General features: G+C 37.2%; 23 protein-coding genes. 17 read left to right on the top strand and 6 right to left on the bottom strand.

Annotation, left to right across the window (positions count from 1 at the left end; all coding sequences use genetic code 11):
- Positions 1–59 precede the first annotated feature (59 nt).
- The 4 genes from ACIFOT_RS25830 (at position 60) to ACIFOT_RS25845 (ending at position 3,545) form a co-directional block, all read left to right on the top strand.
- A complete protein-coding gene (locus ACIFOT_RS25830; protein WP_430069782.1) occupies positions 60–884 on the top strand; it encodes a DUF2935 domain-containing protein in 825 nt (274 codons plus the stop codon).
- A 151-nt stretch (positions 885–1,035) separates the two neighbouring features.
- Positions 1,036–1,383 (top strand): hypothetical protein, encoded by a 348-nt coding sequence (locus ACIFOT_RS25835; protein WP_430069784.1) that lies wholly within the window; start codon positions 1,036–1,038, stop codon positions 1,381–1,383.
- 111 nt (positions 1,384–1,494) lie between these two features.
- The gene (locus ACIFOT_RS25840; RefSeq protein ID WP_430069787.1) at positions 1,495–2,997 is read left to right on the top strand and encodes an aminotransferase class V-fold PLP-dependent enzyme; all 1,503 of its coding nucleotides are present in this window, start codon (positions 1,495–1,497) and stop codon (positions 2,995–2,997) included.
- A 29-nt stretch (positions 2,998–3,026) separates the two neighbouring features.
- Complete coding sequence (locus ACIFOT_RS25845; RefSeq protein ID WP_430069790.1) at positions 3,027–3,545, top strand: L,D-transpeptidase family protein; 519 nt, start codon at positions 3,027–3,029, stop codon at positions 3,543–3,545.
- Positions 3,546–3,598: 53 nt separating this feature from the next.
- On the opposite strand, the gene ACIFOT_RS25850 is transcribed toward ACIFOT_RS25845, so the two are convergent.
- Positions 3,599–5,989, bottom strand: a complete 2,391-nt coding sequence (locus ACIFOT_RS25850; RefSeq protein WP_430069793.1) for an immune inhibitor A domain-containing protein — start codon at positions 5,987–5,989, stop codon at positions 3,599–3,601.
- 236 nt (positions 5,990–6,225) lie between these two features.
- Here ACIFOT_RS25850 and ACIFOT_RS25855 point away from each other — a divergent pair, with 236 nt between their 5' ends.
- Positions 6,226–7,161 carry an ATP-grasp domain-containing protein gene (locus ACIFOT_RS25855; protein WP_430069795.1) on the top strand — a complete coding sequence of 312 codons (936 nt, stop codon included), beginning with the start codon at positions 6,226–6,228 and terminating at the stop codon, positions 7,159–7,161.
- A gap of 58 nt (positions 7,162–7,219) precedes the next feature.
- On the opposite strand, the gene ACIFOT_RS25860 is transcribed toward ACIFOT_RS25855, so the two are convergent.
- A complete protein-coding gene (locus ACIFOT_RS25860) occupies positions 7,220–7,750 on the bottom strand; it encodes a YceI family protein (RefSeq protein WP_430069798.1) in 531 nt (176 codons plus the stop codon).
- 174 nt (positions 7,751–7,924) lie between these two features.
- Here ACIFOT_RS25860 and ACIFOT_RS25865 point away from each other — a divergent pair, with 174 nt between their 5' ends.
- From ACIFOT_RS25865 to ACIFOT_RS25875, 3 genes are all read left to right on the top strand, one after another.
- Complete coding sequence (locus ACIFOT_RS25865) at positions 7,925–8,776, top strand: hypothetical protein (protein ID WP_430069801.1); 852 nt, start codon at positions 7,925–7,927, stop codon at positions 8,774–8,776.
- 197 nt (positions 8,777–8,973) lie between these two features.
- On the top strand, positions 8,974–11,298 hold the full coding sequence (gene helD / locus ACIFOT_RS25870) for an RNA polymerase recycling motor HelD (protein WP_430069804.1): 2,325 nt from the start codon (positions 8,974–8,976) through the stop codon (positions 11,296–11,298).
- 106 nt (positions 11,299–11,404) lie between these two features.
- Positions 11,405–11,980: a DUF2238 domain-containing protein gene (locus tag ACIFOT_RS25875; protein WP_430069807.1), complete on the top strand. Its 576-nt coding sequence runs from the start codon at positions 11,405–11,407 to the stop codon at positions 11,978–11,980.
- A gap of 44 nt (positions 11,981–12,024) precedes the next feature.
- Here ACIFOT_RS25875 and ACIFOT_RS25880 read toward each other — a convergent pair whose 3' ends face one another.
- Positions 12,025–12,159: a BA3454 family stress response protein gene (locus tag ACIFOT_RS25880; protein ID WP_430069809.1), complete on the bottom strand. Its 135-nt coding sequence runs from the start codon at positions 12,157–12,159 to the stop codon at positions 12,025–12,027.
- A gap of 104 nt (positions 12,160–12,263) precedes the next feature.
- Between ACIFOT_RS25880 and ACIFOT_RS25885 the strand changes: the two genes are divergently transcribed.
- Complete coding sequence (locus ACIFOT_RS25885) at positions 12,264–12,731, top strand: GNAT family N-acetyltransferase (protein ID WP_430069812.1); 468 nt, start codon at positions 12,264–12,266, stop codon at positions 12,729–12,731.
- A gap of 22 nt (positions 12,732–12,753) precedes the next feature.
- Here ACIFOT_RS25885 and ACIFOT_RS25890 read toward each other — a convergent pair whose 3' ends face one another.
- Positions 12,754–12,984: a hypothetical protein gene (locus tag ACIFOT_RS25890; protein ID WP_430069815.1), complete on the bottom strand. Its 231-nt coding sequence runs from the start codon at positions 12,982–12,984 to the stop codon at positions 12,754–12,756.
- Positions 12,985–13,191: 207 nt separating this feature from the next.
- Here ACIFOT_RS25890 and ACIFOT_RS25895 point away from each other — a divergent pair, with 207 nt between their 5' ends.
- From ACIFOT_RS25895 to asnS, 4 genes are all read left to right on the top strand, one after another.
- Positions 13,192–13,941 (top strand): SDR family oxidoreductase, encoded by a 750-nt coding sequence (locus tag ACIFOT_RS25895; RefSeq protein WP_430069818.1) that lies wholly within the window; start codon positions 13,192–13,194, stop codon positions 13,939–13,941.
- Positions 13,922–14,950 (top strand): S-adenosylmethionine:tRNA ribosyltransferase-isomerase, encoded by a 1,029-nt coding sequence (locus ACIFOT_RS25900; protein ID WP_430069821.1) that lies wholly within the window; start codon positions 13,922–13,924, stop codon positions 14,948–14,950. Before ACIFOT_RS25895 ends, ACIFOT_RS25900 begins: the two co-directional genes overlap by 20 nt.
- Positions 14,951–14,965: 15 nt before the next feature.
- Positions 14,966–15,319: a VOC family protein gene (locus tag ACIFOT_RS25905; protein ID WP_430069824.1), complete on the top strand. Its 354-nt coding sequence runs from the start codon at positions 14,966–14,968 to the stop codon at positions 15,317–15,319.
- A gap of 156 nt (positions 15,320–15,475) precedes the next feature.
- Entirely contained in the window at positions 15,476–16,867 is a 1,392-nt protein-coding gene (gene asnS / locus ACIFOT_RS25910) for an asparagine--tRNA ligase (RefSeq protein ID WP_430069828.1), read from the top strand.
- 56 nt (positions 16,868–16,923) lie between these two features.
- Here the strand turns inward: asnS and ACIFOT_RS25915 are convergent, their stop codons facing one another.
- Entirely contained in the window at positions 16,924–17,097 is a 174-nt protein-coding gene (locus ACIFOT_RS25915) for a hypothetical protein (RefSeq protein WP_430069831.1), read from the bottom strand.
- A gap of 110 nt (positions 17,098–17,207) precedes the next feature.
- Here ACIFOT_RS25915 and ACIFOT_RS25920 point away from each other — a divergent pair, with 110 nt between their 5' ends.
- The 4 genes from ACIFOT_RS25920 to ACIFOT_RS25935 all read left to right on the top strand — a co-directional run bounded on the left by ACIFOT_RS25920 (position 17,208) and on the right by ACIFOT_RS25935 (position 18,643).
- On the top strand, positions 17,208–17,432 hold the full coding sequence (locus tag ACIFOT_RS25920) for a helix-turn-helix domain-containing protein (RefSeq protein WP_430069834.1): 225 nt from the start codon (positions 17,208–17,210) through the stop codon (positions 17,430–17,432).
- Positions 17,433–17,613: 181 nt separating this feature from the next.
- Entirely contained in the window at positions 17,614–17,985 is a 372-nt protein-coding gene (locus ACIFOT_RS25925) for a DUF2089 domain-containing protein (RefSeq protein WP_430069837.1), read from the top strand.
- Positions 17,986–18,369 carry an SHOCT-like domain-containing protein gene (locus ACIFOT_RS25930; protein WP_430069839.1) on the top strand — a complete coding sequence of 128 codons (384 nt, stop codon included), beginning with the start codon at positions 17,986–17,988 and terminating at the stop codon, positions 18,367–18,369. It begins immediately after the preceding gene.
- A gap of 4 nt (positions 18,370–18,373) precedes the next feature.
- Positions 18,374–18,643 carry a hypothetical protein gene (locus tag ACIFOT_RS25935; protein WP_430069842.1) on the top strand — a complete coding sequence of 90 codons (270 nt, stop codon included), beginning with the start codon at positions 18,374–18,376 and terminating at the stop codon, positions 18,641–18,643.
- Positions 18,644–18,680: 37 nt separating this feature from the next.
- On the opposite strand, the gene ACIFOT_RS25940 is transcribed toward ACIFOT_RS25935, so the two are convergent.
- A complete protein-coding gene (locus ACIFOT_RS25940) occupies positions 18,681–20,156 on the bottom strand; it encodes an amino acid permease (protein WP_430069845.1) in 1,476 nt (491 codons plus the stop codon).
- Positions 20,157–20,212: the final 56 nt, after the last annotated feature.

The raw sequence follows: 20,212 nt of genomic DNA on the forward strand, positions 1-20,212 counted from the left end.
GAAGGTAATCGTCTTTTTTTGTTGTTTAAATAATATGCTCTTTTTAGGGGGGAATGGGGATGAATTCTGCGATTAGTATATGGCAAGAGCATTTATTTTGGCTGGAAATTCTCCAGGATCATGCAATATTTGTTCGGGATCACTTGTCAATAGAAGAAAAGGAGGCAATTTCCATCGCTGAAAGGTTTAAAGAATCATTCGGTGCCTTGCTTAATAGCCTGCAGCAATTAAATCCAGACCTAAGTGCTTCCGCAAGTGAACAAATTGCCTTTTCTGAACAAGCTTATTCTGTTTCATTTGAGTACTATCGATTTGAGGGTCATTTACAAAATCTAAGGATCAAAAATGAAATAAATTTGAACTTATCGCCAACCTATTTAAATGGAACACTCAATGAAAACCAGGAGTACTTAAGGATTCTTTCATATTTTGTCAATGGACAACAACCTGTTCCATTAAGACTCGATCAATTGCTGGATTTATGGCTGGAGGATCAGCTCGGTCACATTATTTTATTAAAGAATATCGTTGATCCGATTGAATTGGCCGTAGATAAGCAGACTGATGTGTATGCCCAAAGGTTCCAGATGTATATTCTGCAAAATCATCATGTAAAGGGATTCCTTCGATTTATGGAGCAGGGGTTTCCGCGACAAAAAGAGCTTGCCTTAGAGGTTGGAAGAACCGTTATTGAAATGAATTTGTACATCAGGTCGATTATGGAAAAATATAAAGGTAATCGGATATTAAATAAAACAACTTTAAGGTTTATAGAGCATCACTTTCCGGAAACCTGTTATTTTATAAAAAGATTAGCGGAATTTGCTCCGGAACTTCTTTCAGAAAGTATGCATTGTTCCTTACGAAAGCCATCTTTTGGCTAAGGAGAGGAACTGGGAATCTAAAGCTGCTCAGTTCTTACTTTTTTAATATGAAAAATTTAGATAATGACAAAGCATTGTAATCTGTCCGAAACTTCCGTGTAAACTATCACAGCTATAATAGAACAAAGACTCTTATATGGCGGGTGTTTATATGGAAGAAACAATGGTAAAATCTTATTTGCAGAAATCACTAGAAGAGTGGAGGGATGATATTTCACTCGTTCTTGATGAAATTGCGTCAGAATATGATGAAGTGGCACAGGAATTAAAGGTTTATTCCTATAAATATGGGATTACCAAACAGGTAATTCAATCGACAGTAAATGAAGAAATAATTGAAAAAATTCGCCAAATGTATCACAAGCCGTTTGAAGAAAGCTATAATCAGCTGAAGGAGTACATAAAGGATCTTGAGGAAAAGCGAAGAGTGTTTCAAATGTTTATTCAAAAAATTGAAGAAGTGACAAAGAAAGAATCAGCGAAGATTACTACTTATTAACAATCGTAGGAGGCACCGTTTAACGGATGCTTCCTTTTTGTTTGGCGTGAACCACTCCAAAAGGGATTTGCATATATTAAATAGCAGGATGGAATAGCGAGGTGTCAATACATGATAACGGCAAAAATTGGAAGTAATACCTATCAAATCCCGGATAACCTCGAGGAGTATTTTCAAGCGTTTCGCAAACAAGTGATTGGGATGAATCAAGAGTTTGAATCGCCCTACGGCAAAAAGAAAATTATTTATGCCGACTGGACAGCCAGTGGCCGTTTGTATAGACCGATTGAGCAAAAAATTTCTGATGTATTTGGACCATATATGGCCAATACCCACACAGAATCCAATATTACCAGTCTTATGATGACGGGAATTTATCAGCAATCAAGAAAAATTATCAAGGAACATGTTAATGCCGATAAGGATGACGCTGTCATCTTGGATGGTTTTGGGATGACATCAGTCATCAACAAATTTCAAAGGCTCATAGGAATCAGAGTGCCAGAACAGTGGAAAAACGCCATGCAGCTTCCAGATGAAGATAGACCGATTATTTTTCTGACTCACATGGAGCACCATTCGAATCAAACTTCCTGGCTCGAGACCTTGGGAGAGGTAGTGATCATTCCACCCGATCAGGAAGGAAGAGTGGATGTTCAACAATTGGAACAACAACTCTCTCGTTATAAAGACCGCCGGATTAAAATCGGTTCTTTTACTGCCTGTTCCAATGTATCTGGAATCCAAACTCCCTATCATCAATTAGCAAAAATGATGCATCTACATGGCGGGATTTGTTGTGTGGACTTTGCCGCATCGGCTCCATATATCAAAATTGATATGCATCCAGAAGATCCACTGGAAAAACTAGATGCTATTTTTTTCTCACCCCATAAATTTTTAGGGGGACCTGGAACTAGTGGGGTATTAGTCCTTGATTCTCGATTATATAAAAATAAGGTACCCGACCACCCCGGAGGAGGAACGGTGACATGGACAAATCCTTGGGGCAATCATAAATATTATGAAGACATTGAACTGCGTGAAGACGGAGGTACTCCAGGTATACTCCAAGCCATTCGAATCGCTCTTTGCTTGAATTTGAAAAAACAAATGGGAGTTCCAAACATCTTAAAAAGAGAAAAAGAACAGCTTGCTCTTTTGCTGACACAATTAGAGGAAATTCCAACCCTGAAAATATTAGACGGTCACATCAAGGAGCGCCTAGGTATTGTATCTTTTTATGTGGAACAAATACACTACAATTTAATTGTTCGCTTACTTAATGATCGATTTGGCATTCAGGTAAGGGGGGGCTGTTCGTGTGCGGGAACTTATGGACATTACCTATATAACATAGATGAAAATTCATCAAAGCTAATAACCGATCAAATAGACCAGGGGGATATGTCCACAAAACCTGGATGGGTTCGCTTTTCTTTACATCCAATTATGACAAATGAAGAAATTTCATTGTTTGCTCAAGCAATTAGGGAAATTGTCAGCAACATTTCTGACTGGAAAAAGGACTATGTATATGATGCCGCGAGCAATGATTATTTTTATATCCACCACATTAGAGAGGATATGTCGTCATTATTCCGCTTTGAATAGGTATGTATCATAGTCCAACGATTTTTCATATGCTATTCAAAAAAAGGGGGTGGTATGGGGTGATTCATACAGTTAAAGCTGGCGAAACATTACCTATCTTATCCGCTAATTATCGGGTTAGCCTCAGGCGGCTTTATGCTGCAAATCCCGGGATAGGGCATTTGCATGCAGGACAAAAAATACAAATTCCCGGTCTGCCGGAGCCGAGTACGATCCCTTTTTCTATTCAGATTTCAGTAGGGAAGAGAAGACTAGTTTTATATAAAAATGGGAGACTAGTTAGAATTTTTCCTATTGCAGTGGGGAGGATGCTGACCAATACTCCAACTGGAGAATTTGTCATTGTAAATCGCCAGTACAATCCAGGAGGACCGTTTGGTGTTTTATGGATGTCCCTTTCAAAACAGGGATATGGAATACACGGTACCAATGATCCAAGTTCTATCGGAAAAGCCGTTTCCCATGGATGTGTAAGGATGTACAATCGGGATGTATTGCAGCTAGCAGATATGGTCCCGAATGGAACTAGAGTTGTTATTAGTCCTTAGATTTTAGATAAAAGGCCCACCTGCGACTAAGAGGAAGGTGGGCCTAAAATTTTTTATTTATAGATTACGATGGATCCAACAGATTTGTCCTTGGCTTGTCCGTTTACGCGAACCTTAAGTCCGAAGTTTTCCACATTTCGGCCAGCATCAGGTAAAAACGTATTTGCAAAAGAGTTGCTGTCATTGAATAATGAGACTGCATTTTGACTTGGGAATAGAATCGAATATGTCGGATATTTAATATCTAATCCTGAGGTTGGATTTAATCCGAATGCTGCATCTGCTACTTGGAAACGTGAAATAGCTTCATTTCCATTACTTAAAAGAATACTTTTTCCGAGATGGGCATCAACTACACCTAGGAAGCCGTCTCCTGGATGAACTCCTGTCCAGTTATCAGTAAAGCTGTCGTCTACATACCAAACTAGTAATCCACCATCATAGCTCATTAAGGAACTACCACGTTTAATATGAGCAAGACCTGTATCAACACCTTTATGGTTACGCCATTCTAGTAAATAATAATGGTTAGTGAGTTTGTTACCATCCATTTTAGTAAAGCCATTTAATGTAAATGGAGATGTAGTATTTTCGCCGCCTTCATCTAATACTGTGGCACCATCAGCAACCACCTTAATATTGTCAGCAAAGAATCCTGTGAATGAGCTGCCCCAATCTGTAGCATAGCGAAGTCGAAGTTTGATTTTTTGACCTGCATATGCTGATAGGTCAAATGACTCTTTCTCCCAACCATTAGATTTACCAGTAAAGCCAGGCATAGAGTTTAAGATCGTCGGATAGCCTTCTGGAACTACATCGGAACGTGTATGATCGTTTCCTAATGACTTCCAAGTTGCACCGTTGTCAGTTGAGACTTGAGCGAATCCAAAATCCCACTGCTCTTCAATATCGTACCATGCATCAAATGTTAGGGTTGCAGAAGATTTCCCTGTAAGGTCAACATCAGTTACCATGTTGGAATCCATTTCATCCGCTTGTCCGCCCCAGAACTCATAGCTGCCCGCAGCTGGAGTATTGATAGGTGTTTTCTTCTTAGGAAGGTTAACGCGAATCGCTTGGTTATTTTGCCCTAAAGGTGAATTTGCTTGGTCTAACAAGAATTGTGTACCTTTTGTAGATACCTCATCCCAGTTCACAACAGTCGGAGCTGTCCATTTTCCACCTAGTGTAGATTGGAAGTATTGTTTTGCCCATGGAGAGAAGCCTGTAGGTTCCGCACCAGGGATCTTACCAGCCCATGAACCGCTTGACATGATGGACCAATATTCGATTGCTTCACCTTGACCGGAATAAATGGTATCGTACTCATCAGGTAGACCCAAGTCATGACCATATTCGTGCGCGAATACACCAGTGGCCCCGTCTTCAGGCATCATTGTGTAATCATAAAAGCCTGGTAGTCCTTTTCCTAGTCCATCTGGATCAACTAATTTAGCTGAACGGTGAGACCAAATAGCATTATTCCCTAATGAGCCGCCGCCTGCTTCTTGTCCCCTTCCGGAGTGGATAATTTGTAAATGATCAACTAATCCATCTGGCTCCCAGTAGTTACCGTCACCATCTAAATCATGCGGGTCCTCTAAATCATAATCTTCTAAAGGAATTCCGGCTGCTTTGGCAGCAGCGTACGTATCAATTACTAGTTGTTTAGCTCCACCTGGCGTAACATTATCATGACCGCCAGTTGTTCTATCAGAACCATAGTATGCTGCAGTACCAGGTACTTTCAACCATCCATAAGCTTTTCCTGCAATTGTATAAGTTCCACCTGATTGTTCTTCATAATATTGCTTTTGAGAAACTTGGTCTTCACCATTTGGACCCTTATATTCACCTTTATTACCAAATATCATATTTTCATAGTGTTCTGTATTATAATCTGGATAATAGTTATCTGTTTCACTTTTTTGTAAATTATTGTGAGAGAAGTCTGAGTATTCTACCATTAGAGTAAGTAGTTTTCCTTTTTTGACGACTCCAGGTGAAGCGCTTTCACTTACGGGATCAGGATTACCCTTTAACTGCCCATATTTATTACCACTTCCATTTAACAAGCCATAATTGGAATCTTTAAATTTCCGTTGTTTTGCTGCATCCGCTGCTTTTACTTTTGCGGCTAAAGGATCAACAGCCGTTTCTTTATCTTGCTTCCCCTTTAACTCTAGGTAATTATGTAGTGCTTTTTGCTGCTCTGCAGAAGATGCTTCTTTGGAGATGATACCCTGTTTAATAAGGGAATCTAGTAATTTGTCCTCATTTACTACAGATAAGTCTAGCGAACCATAAGAATGAGAGACTGAAGCTTGACTTTGACCCTGGTTTTGGACGGCAGCCGAAGTTTTCGCATAGTTTCCAGGAAAGCCGGAAAATAGTGTGCCTGCGATAACAGCTGTAGTAAGTCCTGTTTTTAATAGCTTTTTCAATAATCTTCCCCCTTAGGAAAAAAATAGAGTGCCTTTTAATAATATTTCGAATATTGAAATAACACAACGGGAAAATTTGCTCAATTTTCTGTAAATTCGAGCAAAAAATAGTGAATTTGACATATTTTGTATGGGGGATTTTTGTCACATCTTTCCGTTTCTACCTTCACAAAACGACAAGCGAAATTTACAATAAAAATAGCATAGTAATAATCAGCAAAAGAGGAGACTTTTCGATGAAAAAAGTTTATATCATCCATGAAAATAACGAATGGACCATTCATCTAACGAAGCGTTTAGATGAATTAAAAGTCCCATATGAAGAATGGCATCTAGATCGAGGAAGGCTGGATCTATCCAAAGAACCACCAGAAGGGGTTTTTTATAATCGGATGAGTGCCTCTTCTCATACGAGAGGACACCGCTTTGCACCGGAATTTACAGCACAGGTTCTTGCCTGGCTTGAATCCCATGGGAGAAAAGTTTTTAATGGGACTCGCGCCCTACAGCTAGAGGTTAGCAAGGTTTTGCAATACCTTGAGCTAACTAAACATGGCATCCAAACGCCACGGACCATTGCAGCTGTTGGCAAAGAACAAATATTGGAGGCAGCAGCCAAATTTGTTGATATACCTTTTATTACTAAACACAACCGTGCAGGAAAAGGGCTTGGTGTCCAATTATTTCAGTCAATTGATGCTTTACGGAGCTATGTAGAAGGTCCTGCATTTGAGGAGCCAGTTGATGGGATTACTTTAATTCAAGAATATATCCAAGCTCCGGAAAGTTTTATTACACGCTGTGAATTTGTTGGCGGAAAATTTATTTATGCAGTAAAGGTGGATACTTCAGAAGGTTTTCAATTATGTCCAGCAGATGCCTGTCAAATTGGGGATTTATTTTGTCCTGTAGGTGAAACTGTGGAAAAACCTAAATTTCAAATCATTGAAGGATTTAATGACCCAATTATCAAAAAATACGAACAGATTCTCTCTGCTAACCACATTAATGTAGCTGGAATTGAATTTATTCGTAATTCAGCTGGAGAAATATTCACCTATGATATCAACACAAATACAAACTATAATTCAGATGCAGAAGAAATGGCCGGTAAATTTGGCATGTTAGAGCTGGCCAAGTTTTTAAAAAATGAGTTAAATCTACTTCATTAGGACTAAACAAATAGAAAGAGGCAGTTTAAATTGAAACTGCCTCTATTTTTATTGAAGATTAAGCTTTAGCAGCCTGAATTTGAAGGTTGATTTTTACTTTATCGCCAACAAGTACGCCGCCTGTTTCAAGTGCAGCATTCCAAACTAGGCCATAGTCAGAACGGTTGATGCTGCCTGTTGCACTGAAGCCAGCCTTTTCATTACCCCATGGATCTTTTCCTGTACCTTCAAATGAAACAGCAAATGTTTCTTGCTTTGTTACACCACGAAGAGTTAAATCACCAGTCACATTGTATTCTCCATCATCTGTTTTTTCAATGCTAGTAGCCTTGAAAGTCATGTTAGGATGATTTGCAGCGTCAAAGAAATCAGCAGAAGCTAAGTGCCCATCACGATCTTGGTTGCGAGTGTCAACACTAGCTGTTTCAATCGCAAATTCGATTGATGCAGTTGTTAAATCAGTTGGATCTGCTTCAATTGTTGCATTAAAGCTGTTGAAAGTACCTTTTACATTTGCAATCATCATGTGTCGAACCGAAAAATCTACACTGCTGTGTGCAGCATCTAATATCCAATTTGATTTTGTCATGGTAAAATCTCTCCTTTTTTTGTTTTGAATTTATTTATCTCGAAATTAAAATAACTTAATTCAAAATAAATTATATTGTGTTGGACATCTTGATGTCAATTGATTTTTTATAATTTTTTTTTGATCTTTTCAAATACTAATTCATAATGGATTTTTGGGAAGGAATGATTTCATATGAAAAATAGGAGACGAAATAGGGTTCCATTTATATTATTATTTCTTATCCATACCTTCCTTCTTGGTTTATCCATTCAAAGGAGCAAGAGCTGGAAAAAATTATTGGTATTGTTGTTTTCCAATATGGGGTTTTCCTATTTATTCGAATACTTTATTTTTAATCTATTTAAGGCATATTCGTATCAACCAAAAATACTGAAAAAAAAGCTTTTCGATAATATTTTTGGTGCATTCTTATCTCAAGCTATCTATGTGCCCTTTACTGCTGTATTTTTAACGGAAAAAAAATCTGGTTGGGGAAGCAAAATTGGTGCAGGAGGTTATTTTTATTTAGTAGAAAAAATTTTTTTATCGCTGGGGATTTTTAAGCTTGCTGGATGGAAAACCATTTATACCTTTATCCTTTTGCCGTTTTATTTTAAATTAAGTGATTTTTGGTTTGCATCATTAAATAAAAAAAACTCGATTACCCGATTTATTTCACTCTTTTTTATGATTATGGTGACAGAAACTAATCTGTTGTTAGTTCTAACCTTTTTACGGCGGTACCGTTTTGGAATAGGAAAATACCACTCATGGAGAGAACACTTTATCATGTCACCGTTATATACCATTCTTTTATCGTTATTTACGGCTTTTTCATTAAGAAAAAAGAATAATTTAGGAGTTAAGTTAGGATTAGTTTTATTTTCGGCAAGTTTGAATAAATTTTTTACAAAAATAAAGCTTTTAAAAAATAATCTTCATCCAACTGCTTATCTTGGAAAAAGGATTCTCATGATCTTTATTTATGGATGGTATAGAGAATGGGTGTATAAAGATGGGGGGAACAATCAACTGGAAAATTAACACAAAAAAACGCCTTTACGGCGTTTCCTTTTTGAGAAATAAAATTCGCTTGTAATAATTAAAACTATGTGATAAAATGATTTTTGGTTTAATATGTAAAATGTCTTCTTACGGTTAAAATACCCTACAATAACATTAACATATTAGTTTGTGAAAGTCAAACAAAAGGACCAAAATTTTTTCTGGGGAGTGGTTTCATGAACGAAAAACAGAATAAAGTTTGGCAATTGGAACAAGAACGGGTACATGAGGTTGTCGAAGAAATTGAGAAAAAAGAAAATAAATTAATGAAAAATACCGGCAAAGTCAGTTCAGACGTTCTGGAGCTTCGAAAAACCTTTTGGGAAGATGTTACCGTCAATTTGGATGATCCTGATGATGTTATCGAAACGGCAGCGAGTATTAAGCAGCAGTCAGAATTACTTTCAGAGCGGGAACGGACCCATAAACAGTTGGATAAACACCTTAAAACGCTTGATCGGCTTAAATATTCCCCATACTTTGGAAGAATTGATTTTTTGGAGGATGGAGAAAAAGAAACAGAAAGTGTCTATTTGGGAATCGCTTCGTTTATGGATCAGGATGACGAGGATTTTTTAATTTATGATTGGCGTGCCCCCATTTCGAGCCTTTATTATGATTATTCTCCAGGTCCAGCCCATTATAAAACCATGGATGGAAACATTGAAGGAGAAATGAAACTTAAGCGTCAATTTATTATTCGTGCTTCAGAAATTAAAGGAATGTTTGACACCGGGGTAACAATTGGCGATGAAATGCTCCAGGAAGTGCTTGGGAACAACGCAAGCACACAAATGAAAAGTATTGTTGCGACGATTCAACGTGAACAAAATCTGATTATCCGAAATGAAAAAAGTAAGTTACTTATTGTCCAAGGGGTTGCGGGAAGCGGGAAAACCTCAGCAGCCCTGCAGAGGGTAGCCTATTTGTTATATCGCTATCGTGATACGTTAAAGTCGGAAAATATTATGCTATTTTCTCCAAATCCCTTGTTCAATAGCTATGTGGCCACCGTGCTTCCTGAACTTGGCGAAGAAAATATGCAGCAAGCGACTTTTATGGAGTACCTAAATCACCGTTTGGGTCATGAATTTGAAGTAGAAGACTCATTCAATCAGATGGAGTATTTGTTAAACGGGCAAAATGACGAGGATTTTCAGGTTAGAGTTTCAGGTATCCGTTATAAGTCAAGTCTCGAATTTAAACACATCATCGATCAATATACATTCATTTTATCAGAAGAGGGTTTGCTTTTTAGAGATTTGACCTTTAGAGGTGATGTATTAATTTCGAAAAGAGAAATCCATCAATATTTTTATAGTTTAGATAAGAATTTTACCTTGCCAAATCGGATACAGCTTGTTAAAGAATGGTTAATAAAAGAGTTGAAGCGTTCGATGAAACGAGAGCGTTCCAGAAGCTGGGTGGAGGAAGAAATTCAATTTCTTGAAAAAGAAGATTATATGGAGGCATTCAAGCAGCTTCAAGAGAAGAAACATTTTACTCAGGATACTTTTGATGATTTTGAGAGAGAACAAAAACTTTTAGCTGAAATGTTAGTAAAAGAAAAATTTAAACCTTTATTTACAAGGGTGAAAAATTTGAAATTTATCGACATGCCGGGAGTTTATCGGCAAATTTTTGAAACAGGACATAGATTGAAGGTAAACTTACTAGACAACTGGGACAATTTTGCCAGGCAAACAGTAGATAAATTGACAACTGGGGAAATTCCTTATGAAGATGCCACTCCATATGTCTATCTTCAGGATTTAATCCAAGGCCGGAGATCGAATACTTCTATCCGCCATATCTTTATTGATGAAGCGCAGGATTATACACCATTTCAATTTGCTTTTATCCAAAAATTATTCCCATATAGTAAGATGACGTTGCTAGGTGATTTTAATCAAGCCATCTTTTCAGGCGCGACGGGGTCAGAAACTGTATTAACAGATTTAGACATGAAAGGTGAGGACATTGAAACGTATGTTTTAACAAAAACGTATCGTTCAACTAGAGAAATTGTGGAATTTACAAGTGGGTTGATAGCCGGCGGAAATAAAATTGAACCTTTTAACCGGAGAGGCAGTAAGCCTATACTAGAAAGAGCAGAACAATCAAAGCTAAATACTCTTATTGCTGAGAAAATTAAGGCCATTGAGAAACAAGGGCATAAGACAATCGCCGTCATCTGCCGCACTGCAGAGGAAAGTAAAATCGTGTATGAGGCGCTTAAGAATAAAGTCTCGATCCATTTAATCGAAAAAGGTACGATTTCTTATGAGAAAGGCATTCTGGTGATTCCGTCGTATCTTGCAAAAGGGATTGAATTTGATGCGGTTATTTTGTACGATAGTTCAGCGTATAGAAGTGAAAGCGAACGAAAGCTTTTTTATACGGTCTGTACTAGGGCCATGCACGAATTGCATCTATTTGCAACAGGTCCATTCAGTCCGTTATTAAATTCTGTTAGGAAAGATTCCTATGTAATAATTTAATCAAAGTGAAAAGCTGCAGGTTTTGAGAAGCATGCAGCTTTTTCGTAAATGAAAGGAGGCAATTTACATATTAAAGGAGCAACATTACTTAATCGTTTTTCTATTATTGTTCTCCACTGTCCTAATTTGGTCAGCAGTCCATCCCCATGATCGATTTACGTGGTGGCTGGAGGTAATACCAGCTTTAATTGGGGTATTAATATTATTATTTTCCTATCGTTTTTTTCAATTTACCTCTCTTGTTTATTTCTTAGTCCTGATTCATTCCTGTATTTTATTTATTGGAGGGCACTATACATACGCTGAAATGCCTTTGTTTAACTGGTTTAAGGAAATTTGGGGCTTTGAACGAAATTATTATGACCGGCTCGGTCATTTTGCGCAAGGTTTTATTCCAGCCATCATTATTCGGGAATTATTGATTAGAACTTCTCCTATAAAAAATACGAAATGGCTCCCGGTAACGGTAGTATGCATGTGCTTGGCGATTAGCGCTGCTTATGAATTAGTTGAATTTACGGTGGCGATATTGACCGGAGAAGCAGCTGAGGCATTTCTCGGTACACAGGGGGATGTGTGGGATACTCAATGGGACATGCTGTTAGCCTTGATTGGTTCAATTATTTCGTATTGGGCACTTAGTAAAATTCATTCCCATCAATTAAAAAAGTTGATTAAATAAGAAACACAGCAGCATAAGCCTGCCGCTGTGTTTTTAGGGAGAAATTATTTTTTCCATTGCTTTTGAACTTGTTCAAAAGCAAGTCGAAGAATTTCTTCATCGGTTGTCTCCCGAGTAGTAATGACGTTCGTTAAATAGCTTCTGCCTTCAAACGTAATCGTAACTTCAACTTGTACCATTGGGAATCACCTTTCTTTTCTATATTGAATTTGAAAGTTTGCTAAAAGTTATAAATGATTTTTTGATATAATAGTTCCAAGAATGAATTGTAAGGTGATAAATAATGTCGATGTTTTTAGAAGAGATTAAGAAAGATACATTGTATATTGCTGTTGAAATAGTTAATTCAAACCCCGAGTATAATGTATTTGAAAACGGTAAAGAAACAAGGGAACTAGAAGAACTTGAAGATGAATTTTTAAATCAAAACACACTTAGTGCTTTTATAAAACTAGATGACACATATATTGGTGTCATTGATTTTATGCTGGAAAATCCAAATGATCATTTTCCATGGTTAGGTTTATTGATGATACATGGTGATTATCAAGGTTATGGTTTTGGTGCACAGGCCTATGCACTATTTGAAAAAGAGATGCTAAAACGAGGTTTGGACACTGTCCGAATTGGTGTGTTACAAGAAAATAAAAAAGCGCAGCATTATTGGGAGTCGCAAGGATTTGTTTATTATAAAACGACATCATCCAAAAATGGAAGTGAAATATTATGCTATCAAAAATCAATCGTATAGAAAACTTCCTAAATGAAAGCTATCAAATCTCAACAGTCATAAATTCCTCCACAAATAGCTGCACCTGATTCTTGTCAATTTGATTTTTCTTAAGTAAGGATTCAACAATAACAAGATGGGCTTGAATGGAAACATTTTTCTTTAACTCTCGAACTGATACATCGCCATTCAATAATTGGATGGCTTTTTCTCTGATGTCTTGATTCTTAGAAGACTTGTAAAGAAGATAGGCAATGCAAGTAATCTTATCCACTGCAAACACTCCTCATCAATCAAGAATCGAACTTTTTTATTATAATTCGACCGCAATTTAAATTTTCCTGCTAATTTTCTGAAAATTATTAAAAAATATTAGACTAAAGTCGTAGATAGAATCAAGCTTCTTTACGAGGAGATAAAACTACATATTCCTTATGATAAAACCATAGAAAACAAAATGAATCGTAAGGGGTTTTATAAAATGGAAAACAATCAAGTAGTGATGATTACAGGTGCTTCAAAGGGATTAGGGAAAGCTTTAACTTTAGCATTTGCTCGAAAAGGAGCTAGCTTGGCAATTTGTGCAAGAGGGGAACATGATTTAGAAAACGTTAAAAAAGAAGCTGAAGCCCTCGGTGCACCTAATGTAATTGCGGTAACAGCTGATATCTCTAAATCAAGAGATGTAGAAAGATTTGTAGCGGTTACAGAGAATGCCTATGGGAAAATTGATGTTTTGATTAATAATGCTTCGATCTTGGGACCAAGTCCAATGCCATTATTATTAGATTTTCCAGAGGAAGATTTTTTTGAAGTGTTAAGGGTCAATGCGGTGAGCCCGTTTTTAGTCACAAGAAGGGTGCTGCCAGGCATGCTGCTTAGAAACAGCGGCTCAGTCATTAATGTAACTTCAGAAGCGGGTAACACAGGATATGCTGGCTGGGGGGCTTACGGGATTTCAAAATTTGCGGTTGAAGGACTAACGGAAACATGGGCAGATGAGGTGGGTGAAACGGATGTCCGGGTAAATATGGTCGATCCTGGTGAAATGGATACAGAGATGCACCAATTAGCAGTACCTGATTGTGACTATGAATTAGCCAATCCCAATGATGCTGTCGAAGTTTTCCTTTACCTTGCCTCTGATAATTCTAAGAAGGTAAACGGACAGCGATTCCAAGCGCAGGAATTTACCCAAGGGAGTGTTGAAGATGCTGCAAGAAACGCTTAAATTTGAACTGCCTTCCGTTTTAAATGCCGCCATGCCGCCAGAAAGAAGAGGAGTCCGCAGAGACCAGGTTAAAATGATGGTCCAAGACCGCATGTCAGGGCAAACATCACATGATCACTTTTTTAATCTTGAAGTTTATTTAAAAAAGGGCGATGTTCTTGTCCTAAACAGCAGCAGAACAGTACCAGCAATATTAACATCGGAACTGCTGCGCGAGAGAAATTTAGTCTATCGAGAAATTGAAATCCGCTTAGCCCGACGGATAAATGAAAGCACCTGGGAGGCACTGGCTGTTAGTGAGAGGATTGAAAATGGCGATCTGCTTGTCTTTTCACCGAATCTGACAGGGGACGTGTTATCTGCACCTAAAAATTGCCCGTTTATTACTATCCGATTTAATCAAAAAGGTTCTGCGTTGTATGATGAAATTTATGCAATCGGTGAGCCAATCCGTTATGAATATATTAATAGCCCATGGGAACTTGATTATTACCAAACAGTTTTTGCTACTCATCCTGGATCTGTTGAAATGCCTTCTGCCGGACGCGCATTCAGCTGGGAATTATTATTTAAATTACAGAAAAAGGGGATAAAGCTCGTTTTTATCCAGCTTCATACGGGGCTAAGCTATTTTTTAGATGATAAATGGGATCATTCACCAAGTGAAAATCGTGAAGAATATAACATTCCAGCTGAGGCTTGGGAGGATATTTTACAGGCAAAGTTGAATAGTAAAAGGGTAATTGCTGTTGGTACGACAGTTGTCCGAGCAATAGAGACTGCTGCAGAAAATGGGAATCTTTCTGGTTGGACTAATCTTTATATTACCAAGAAATATGACTTGAAAATCGCGGATGGTATTATCACAGGAATGCATGAACCAGAAGCAAGCCATTTAGATATGCTCTCAGCCTTCGTCAACCAGCAGAATTTATTCAAAGCCTATCAAGAGGCAATCGCATTGGGTTATTTATGGCATGAATTTGGCGATATGAATCTTATTTTATAATGGCAGGAGAATGGTATGTTAAAAGTCCATCATTACGCAATGGAAGTTACTGACGTTCTCATAGTTAAGGATTTTTATTTAACTCTATTGGGGTTTGTCGAGGATGAAAAGGTAGAGTTTGCTGGTGAAGAAATCCTATTTTTACGGAATGGAGATTTCCTTCTTGAACTTATTGAGGTAAATCAAGAGGAAGCTCTTCCTGGAAATGTTCATCTATGTTTTGAAACAAAAAGTATAAAAGATATTATGGAAAAGTTTTTAAAAGCTGGAATTGCTCCTGAGGAAGGGCCGTATACCCTGAAAAATGGCTGGAAGACGGTTTTCTATAAAGGGCGTGCGAATGAAATATTAGAATTTCTTGAGCCTTAATTTGTTGTATATTGCTTATTGAGTTGAATTTTTTGTATAATATTGAAGGGATAAAAGAAAAATGATGATTTGTAATACCATACTCTACCTTTCGTCCCCACTGGGATGAAGGGTTTTTATTTATCCATTACCCGTAATACATAGGAGGATATATCAATGAAACAAGCCTTAATTAAGGATTTGTACAGAAATACAGAAAGCTACGTGGAACAAAAGGTGCAATTATCCGGCTGGATCAGAACAATTCGCGATTCCAAAACCTTTGGTTTTATTGAATTAAATGATGGCAGCTTCTTTAAAGGCGTGCAAATCGTTTTCGATGATCAATTAGAGAACTTTAAGGAAATCGCCAAGCTGCCAATTAGCTCTTCGATTAACGTAGAAGGAGAATTTATTCACACTCCTCAAGCTAAGCAGCCGTTTGAAATTAAAGCAACCAATATAGCCATTGAGGGAATCTCTAATGTGGATTATCCTTTGCAAAAGAAAAAACACACCTTTGAATACTTACGGACGATTGCTCACTTAAGACCTAGAACAAACACATTCTCTGCCGTCTTCCGCGTTAGGTCTTTAGCGTCTTATGCAATTCATAAGTTTTTCCAGGATAAAGGTTTCGTTTATGTTCACTCTCCAATCATTACTGGCAGTGATACTGAGGGTGCAGGGGAAATGTTCCGTGTAACTACTCTCGATTTGGACAACCTTCCAAAAAATGAAGAAGGAAAAACGGATTTGACTATGGATTTCTTTAACAAAGAAACGAATCTGACTGTTAGCGGACAATTATCTGCAGAAGCATTTGCATTAGCATTCCGTAATGTTTATACTTTCGGACCAACCTTTAGAGCAGAAAACTCCAATACAGCAAGGCATGCAGCTGAATTCTGGATGATTGAGCCTGAGCTCGCATTCGCTGAACTTCCGGAAATAATGGACCTTGCTGAAGAGATGGTTAAATATGTGATTGGTTACGTATTAGAACAAGCTCCAGAGGAAATGAACTTCTTTAATAGCTTCATTGAAAAAGGTTTATTAGACCGTTTAAATAATGCTCACACTGCTGAATTTGGCCGGGTAACCTATTCTGAAGCCATTGATTTATTAAAAGAATCTGGAGAAACCTTTGCATATCCAGTTGAATGGGGATTGGATCTGCAAACAGAACACGAACGCTATTTGTGTGAAAAGGTATTTAAGCGTCCTGTTTTCGTTACAGATTATCCAAAGGAAATTAAAGCATTCTATATGCGTTTAAATGAAGACAACAAAACTGTTGCTGCGACTGATTTGCTTGTTCCAGGAATCGGAGAGTTAATCGGCGGCAGCCAGCGTGAAGAGCGCGAAGAAATACTTGCTGGTAAAATTAACGAACTTGGTATGAATGAAGAAGATTATTGGTGGTATTTAGAATTAAGAAAATATGGCGGAACAAAGCATTCTGGCTACGGTCTTGGCTTTGAGCGCTTAATTATGTATCTAACAGGAATGTCCAACATTAGAGACGTCATTCCATTCCCAAGAACAACTGGTAATGCAGAATTTTAAACTTATTAATGAAAAGAAGACCAATTCACTGAATTGGTCTTCTTTTTAAAGTTGTCTTAAATATTTTTCAATTCTTCCTCGAAATAAAATGTGCCAGGATGTTCCTTAACAGTATAAGAAAATCTTTTCATATTTTTAACGTATTGCCATTTTAATATGGTAACAACCTCGCCAGTTTCTTTAATATTAACAGCTTGACCGTTATTAAAACGGTTATTTGTGTTTTTCAAATTAACACCCCTTTATTGATCTTATTAATTATAACATACAATGAATGTAACCAACTTCCTTTCTATTACCATCTAACTGTGTTATGCTTAACAAAAGTGAGGTGTCATTTTTGACCAATTATAAAGCAAAGAAAAGCAACCTCAAGGACTTATTAGCGAAAAACGGTATGGACTTGGATAGTTTGGAGCAGAATACTCAAATTCCGAAAAGCCAACTTAACGACTACATATCAAAGAAGGTTATGAACCTAAATGCTGCGATGACCATTTCCAAAGAATTAAATTGCCAAATTGAAGATTTATATGTTTGGTCTTTAGAGGAAAAGTTAAGTTAATTGTTCATTTAAAACAGACTCAATTGTGAGTCTGTTTTTTTATATCAATGCGACAATATAATTAATATTAAATTTAATATAATTAATTTTTTTATTATTTTTTATCAAAAAATTAAATTAATACCTTTAAAAACTTTATAAAATATTGTATGATGTGGTTAATAAAGGAAAGGAGATTATTATGGCGTATCCGCTCATAACAAATTGCCCGGTTTGCAGCAAACAATTAAAAATTACGAAGCTTCAGTGTACCCATTGCCATACGACTGTGGAAAATGAATTTCAACTATCTAAATTTGCAGCTCTTGGTCAGGATCAGCTTCAGTTTATAGAGACTTTTTTAAAATGTCGTGGAAATATTAAGGAAGTTGAAAAAGAACTTGGAATTTCCTACCCAACCGTACGTGGAAAATTAGACGATATTATTACTTCCCTTGGTCACACCACAAATAAAAAGATGGAAATAGATAAGAAAAAAATTGTATCGATGCTTGAAAAAGGCGAAATCACTGCTGAAGAGGCCATTCATTTATTAAAAGAGGGGGAACTATAAATGAAAGAAGAGATTTCAAGGGTGTTAACGATGGTTGAAGAAGGGAAGCTGGATAAAGAAAAAGCAACAGAATTGATTAATGTACTTCAAGGTAAGGAGCAATCCATTCCACTTAACAAAGCTGCTTCGTATTTAAATAAAACATTAAAGATCCGAGTTTCCTCAGAAGAAGGCGATAACGTAAATGTGAACTTGCCGATAAAATTAATTAAAGCGGTTTTAAAAGTGGGCACAAGCATCGCTGAAAAAATCCCTGAGGCTGAAAAGTATGTAAAGCATGTTAATGTAGACATGTTAATCGAGGCTATCGAAAATGAAGTAGACGGACAAATTGTCGATATCACCTCGGCAAAAGGTGAAAAAGTTTTCGTGGTCATTGAATAAATCTATGCTTAAAGTCCGAATGAAATTAAAAGAAAAAAAGATAACCATACCTGTTCCATATCCGATCTTAAACCTACTCTTAAGAGTGATTACTTCGAAAAAAATAACAAGATTTGTTAATAAAGCAATCGAAAATGATGGGAAAAAGTTTACGATTCCGCAAATAGATAAAAAAGATGTAAAGCCTTTGTTAAAGGCGCTAATAGAGTATAGAGGATTAACTTTGGTTGAAACCAAATTAAAAGATGGAACTGAAGTAACAGTTAAATTATGAAGAAAAAAGAGCATGCTAATAGCGTGCTCTTTTAACGTTAATTATTTAGATCACATTTTTCTAAAGGAATAACTTTGGTTTTCTTTGTGATTTTATAACCAAGCCATAAAATGAGGAATAACGGCAATCCAATATAGGAAACTAAAACGCCATTCCAATCAATATGGTCTCCCATAAATGCTGAATAGTTTTGCCCTAAGACAACGAATCCGCAGACAGCAAAGGCGAAAATCGGACCAAATGGGAAGAATTTAGATTTATATGGTAATAAGTTTAAGTCTTTTCCTTGAGTGACATATGCCTTCCGGAAGCGATAATGACAAATCGCAATTCCTAGCCAGGCGATAAAACCTGACATACCAGATGCGTTTAACAGCCAAACGTAAACAGTGCCATCGCCAAAGAAAGACGCAAGGAATGCAAGTGTACCAACTAAAGTTGTTGCAATTAATGCATTGACAGGAACGCCATTTTTATTTAATTTACCAAGGAATTTCGGTGCTTTGCCTTCACGAGCCAAATCCCAAAGCATACGAGTTGAAGCGTACATGCCTGAATTTCCTGCTGAAAGTACTGCTGTTAAGATAACCGCGTTCATAACTGAAGCAGCAAAAGCAATACCTGCTTTTTGGAAAACAAGTGTGAAAGGACTGACAGTAACATCACCATTCGCTAATTCGCCATTTGTATAAGGAATTAAAAGGCCGATAACTAAAATAGCTAAAACATAAAATAAAAGGATACGCCAGAATACTTGTTTAACTGCACGCGGAATGGCTTTAGTAGGATTATCTGTTTCCCCAGCTGCAACTCCAAGCAACTCTGTCCCTTGGAATGAAAATCCAGCTGCCATAAAGATACCAAGCATTGCCATGAAACCGCCGTGGAAGGGAGCATCACCGACAGTGAAGTTTTTAAACCCAATTGCTTCGTCTCCCATAATGCCAAAAATCATTAAGGTGCCAGTAACGATAAAGATAATTACCGTAACCACTTTCACTAAGGAGAACCAATATTCAGCTTCTCCAAAGCCCTTTACAGAAAGGAAATTTAATAAAAACATAACGACTAGAAAGATGCCGCTCCAAATAATCGATGGAGTATGCGGGAACCAGAATTTCATAATCATCGTAACAGCAGCTAATTCTGCTGCAATTGTAATGGCCCAGTTATACCAGTAATTCCAGCCAAGTGCAAAACCAAGTGAAGGATCAACGAATTTAGTGGCATAGGTACTAAAGCTTCCAGCGACCGGCATGTACGCACCCATTTCTGCTAAGCTTTGCATTAAAAAGTACACCATTACGCCAATAACGAGATAAGAAAGGATTGCACCACCTGGACCAGCAGAATGGATGGCTCCGCCACTTGCTAGGAATAGTCCTGTACCAATTGTACCTCCAAGTGAAATCATCGTCAGGTGTCTCGATTTTAGGCTTCGTTTTAATCCATCTTTATTAGATGGATTGATATCTATGCTTACATCTTCTTTTAATACCCGTGAAGTTTGCATAATTATAACTCCCTTTTGATTAGTTTATGGAAGGAGTTTGGAATAAAAAATACCAT

The sequence above is a fragment of the Neobacillus sp. NRS-1170 genome, from assembly GCF_050468025.1.

Coding starts and splice junctions, on each gene's coding strand:
- ACIFOT_RS25940 (WP_430069845.1), bottom strand. CDS start 20,156: ATGCAAACTTCACGGGTATTAAAAGAAGATGTAAGCATAGATATCAAT.
- ACIFOT_RS25925 (WP_430069837.1), top strand. CDS start 17,614: ATGGCGTATCCGCTCATAACAAATTGCCCGGTTTGCAGCAAACAATTA.
- ACIFOT_RS25860 (WP_430069798.1), bottom strand. CDS start 7,750: ATGACAAAATCAAATTGGATATTAGATGCTGCACACAGCAGTGTAGAT.
- ACIFOT_RS25840 (WP_430069787.1), top strand. CDS start 1,495: ATGATAACGGCAAAAATTGGAAGTAATACCTATCAAATCCCGGATAAC.
- ACIFOT_RS25835 (WP_430069784.1), top strand. CDS start 1,036: ATGGAAGAAACAATGGTAAAATCTTATTTGCAGAAATCACTAGAAGAG.
- ACIFOT_RS25930 (WP_430069839.1), top strand. CDS start 17,986: ATGAAAGAAGAGATTTCAAGGGTGTTAACGATGGTTGAAGAAGGGAAG.
- ACIFOT_RS25865 (WP_430069801.1), top strand. CDS start 7,925: ATGAAAAATAGGAGACGAAATAGGGTTCCATTTATATTATTATTTCTT.
- ACIFOT_RS25905 (WP_430069824.1), top strand. CDS start 14,966: ATGTTAAAAGTCCATCATTACGCAATGGAAGTTACTGACGTTCTCATA.
- asnS (WP_430069828.1), top strand. CDS start 15,476: ATGAAACAAGCCTTAATTAAGGATTTGTACAGAAATACAGAAAGCTAC.
- ACIFOT_RS25935 (WP_430069842.1), top strand. CDS start 18,374: ATGCTTAAAGTCCGAATGAAATTAAAAGAAAAAAAGATAACCATACCT.
- ACIFOT_RS25830 (WP_430069782.1), top strand. CDS start 60: ATGAATTCTGCGATTAGTATATGGCAAGAGCATTTATTTTGGCTGGAA.
- ACIFOT_RS25895 (WP_430069818.1), top strand. CDS start 13,192: ATGGAAAACAATCAAGTAGTGATGATTACAGGTGCTTCAAAGGGATTA.
- ACIFOT_RS25880 (WP_430069809.1), bottom strand. CDS start 12,159: ATGGTACAAGTTGAAGTTACGATTACGTTTGAAGGCAGAAGCTATTTA.
- ACIFOT_RS25855 (WP_430069795.1), top strand. CDS start 6,226: ATGAAAAAAGTTTATATCATCCATGAAAATAACGAATGGACCATTCAT.
- ACIFOT_RS25885 (WP_430069812.1), top strand. CDS start 12,264: ATGTCGATGTTTTTAGAAGAGATTAAGAAAGATACATTGTATATTGCT.
- ACIFOT_RS25900 (WP_430069821.1), top strand. CDS start 13,922: ATGCTGCAAGAAACGCTTAAATTTGAACTGCCTTCCGTTTTAAATGCC.
- ACIFOT_RS25845 (WP_430069790.1), top strand. CDS start 3,027: ATGCTATTCAAAAAAAGGGGGTGGTATGGGGTGATTCATACAGTTAAA.
- helD (WP_430069804.1), top strand. CDS start 8,974: ATGAACGAAAAACAGAATAAAGTTTGGCAATTGGAACAAGAACGGGTA.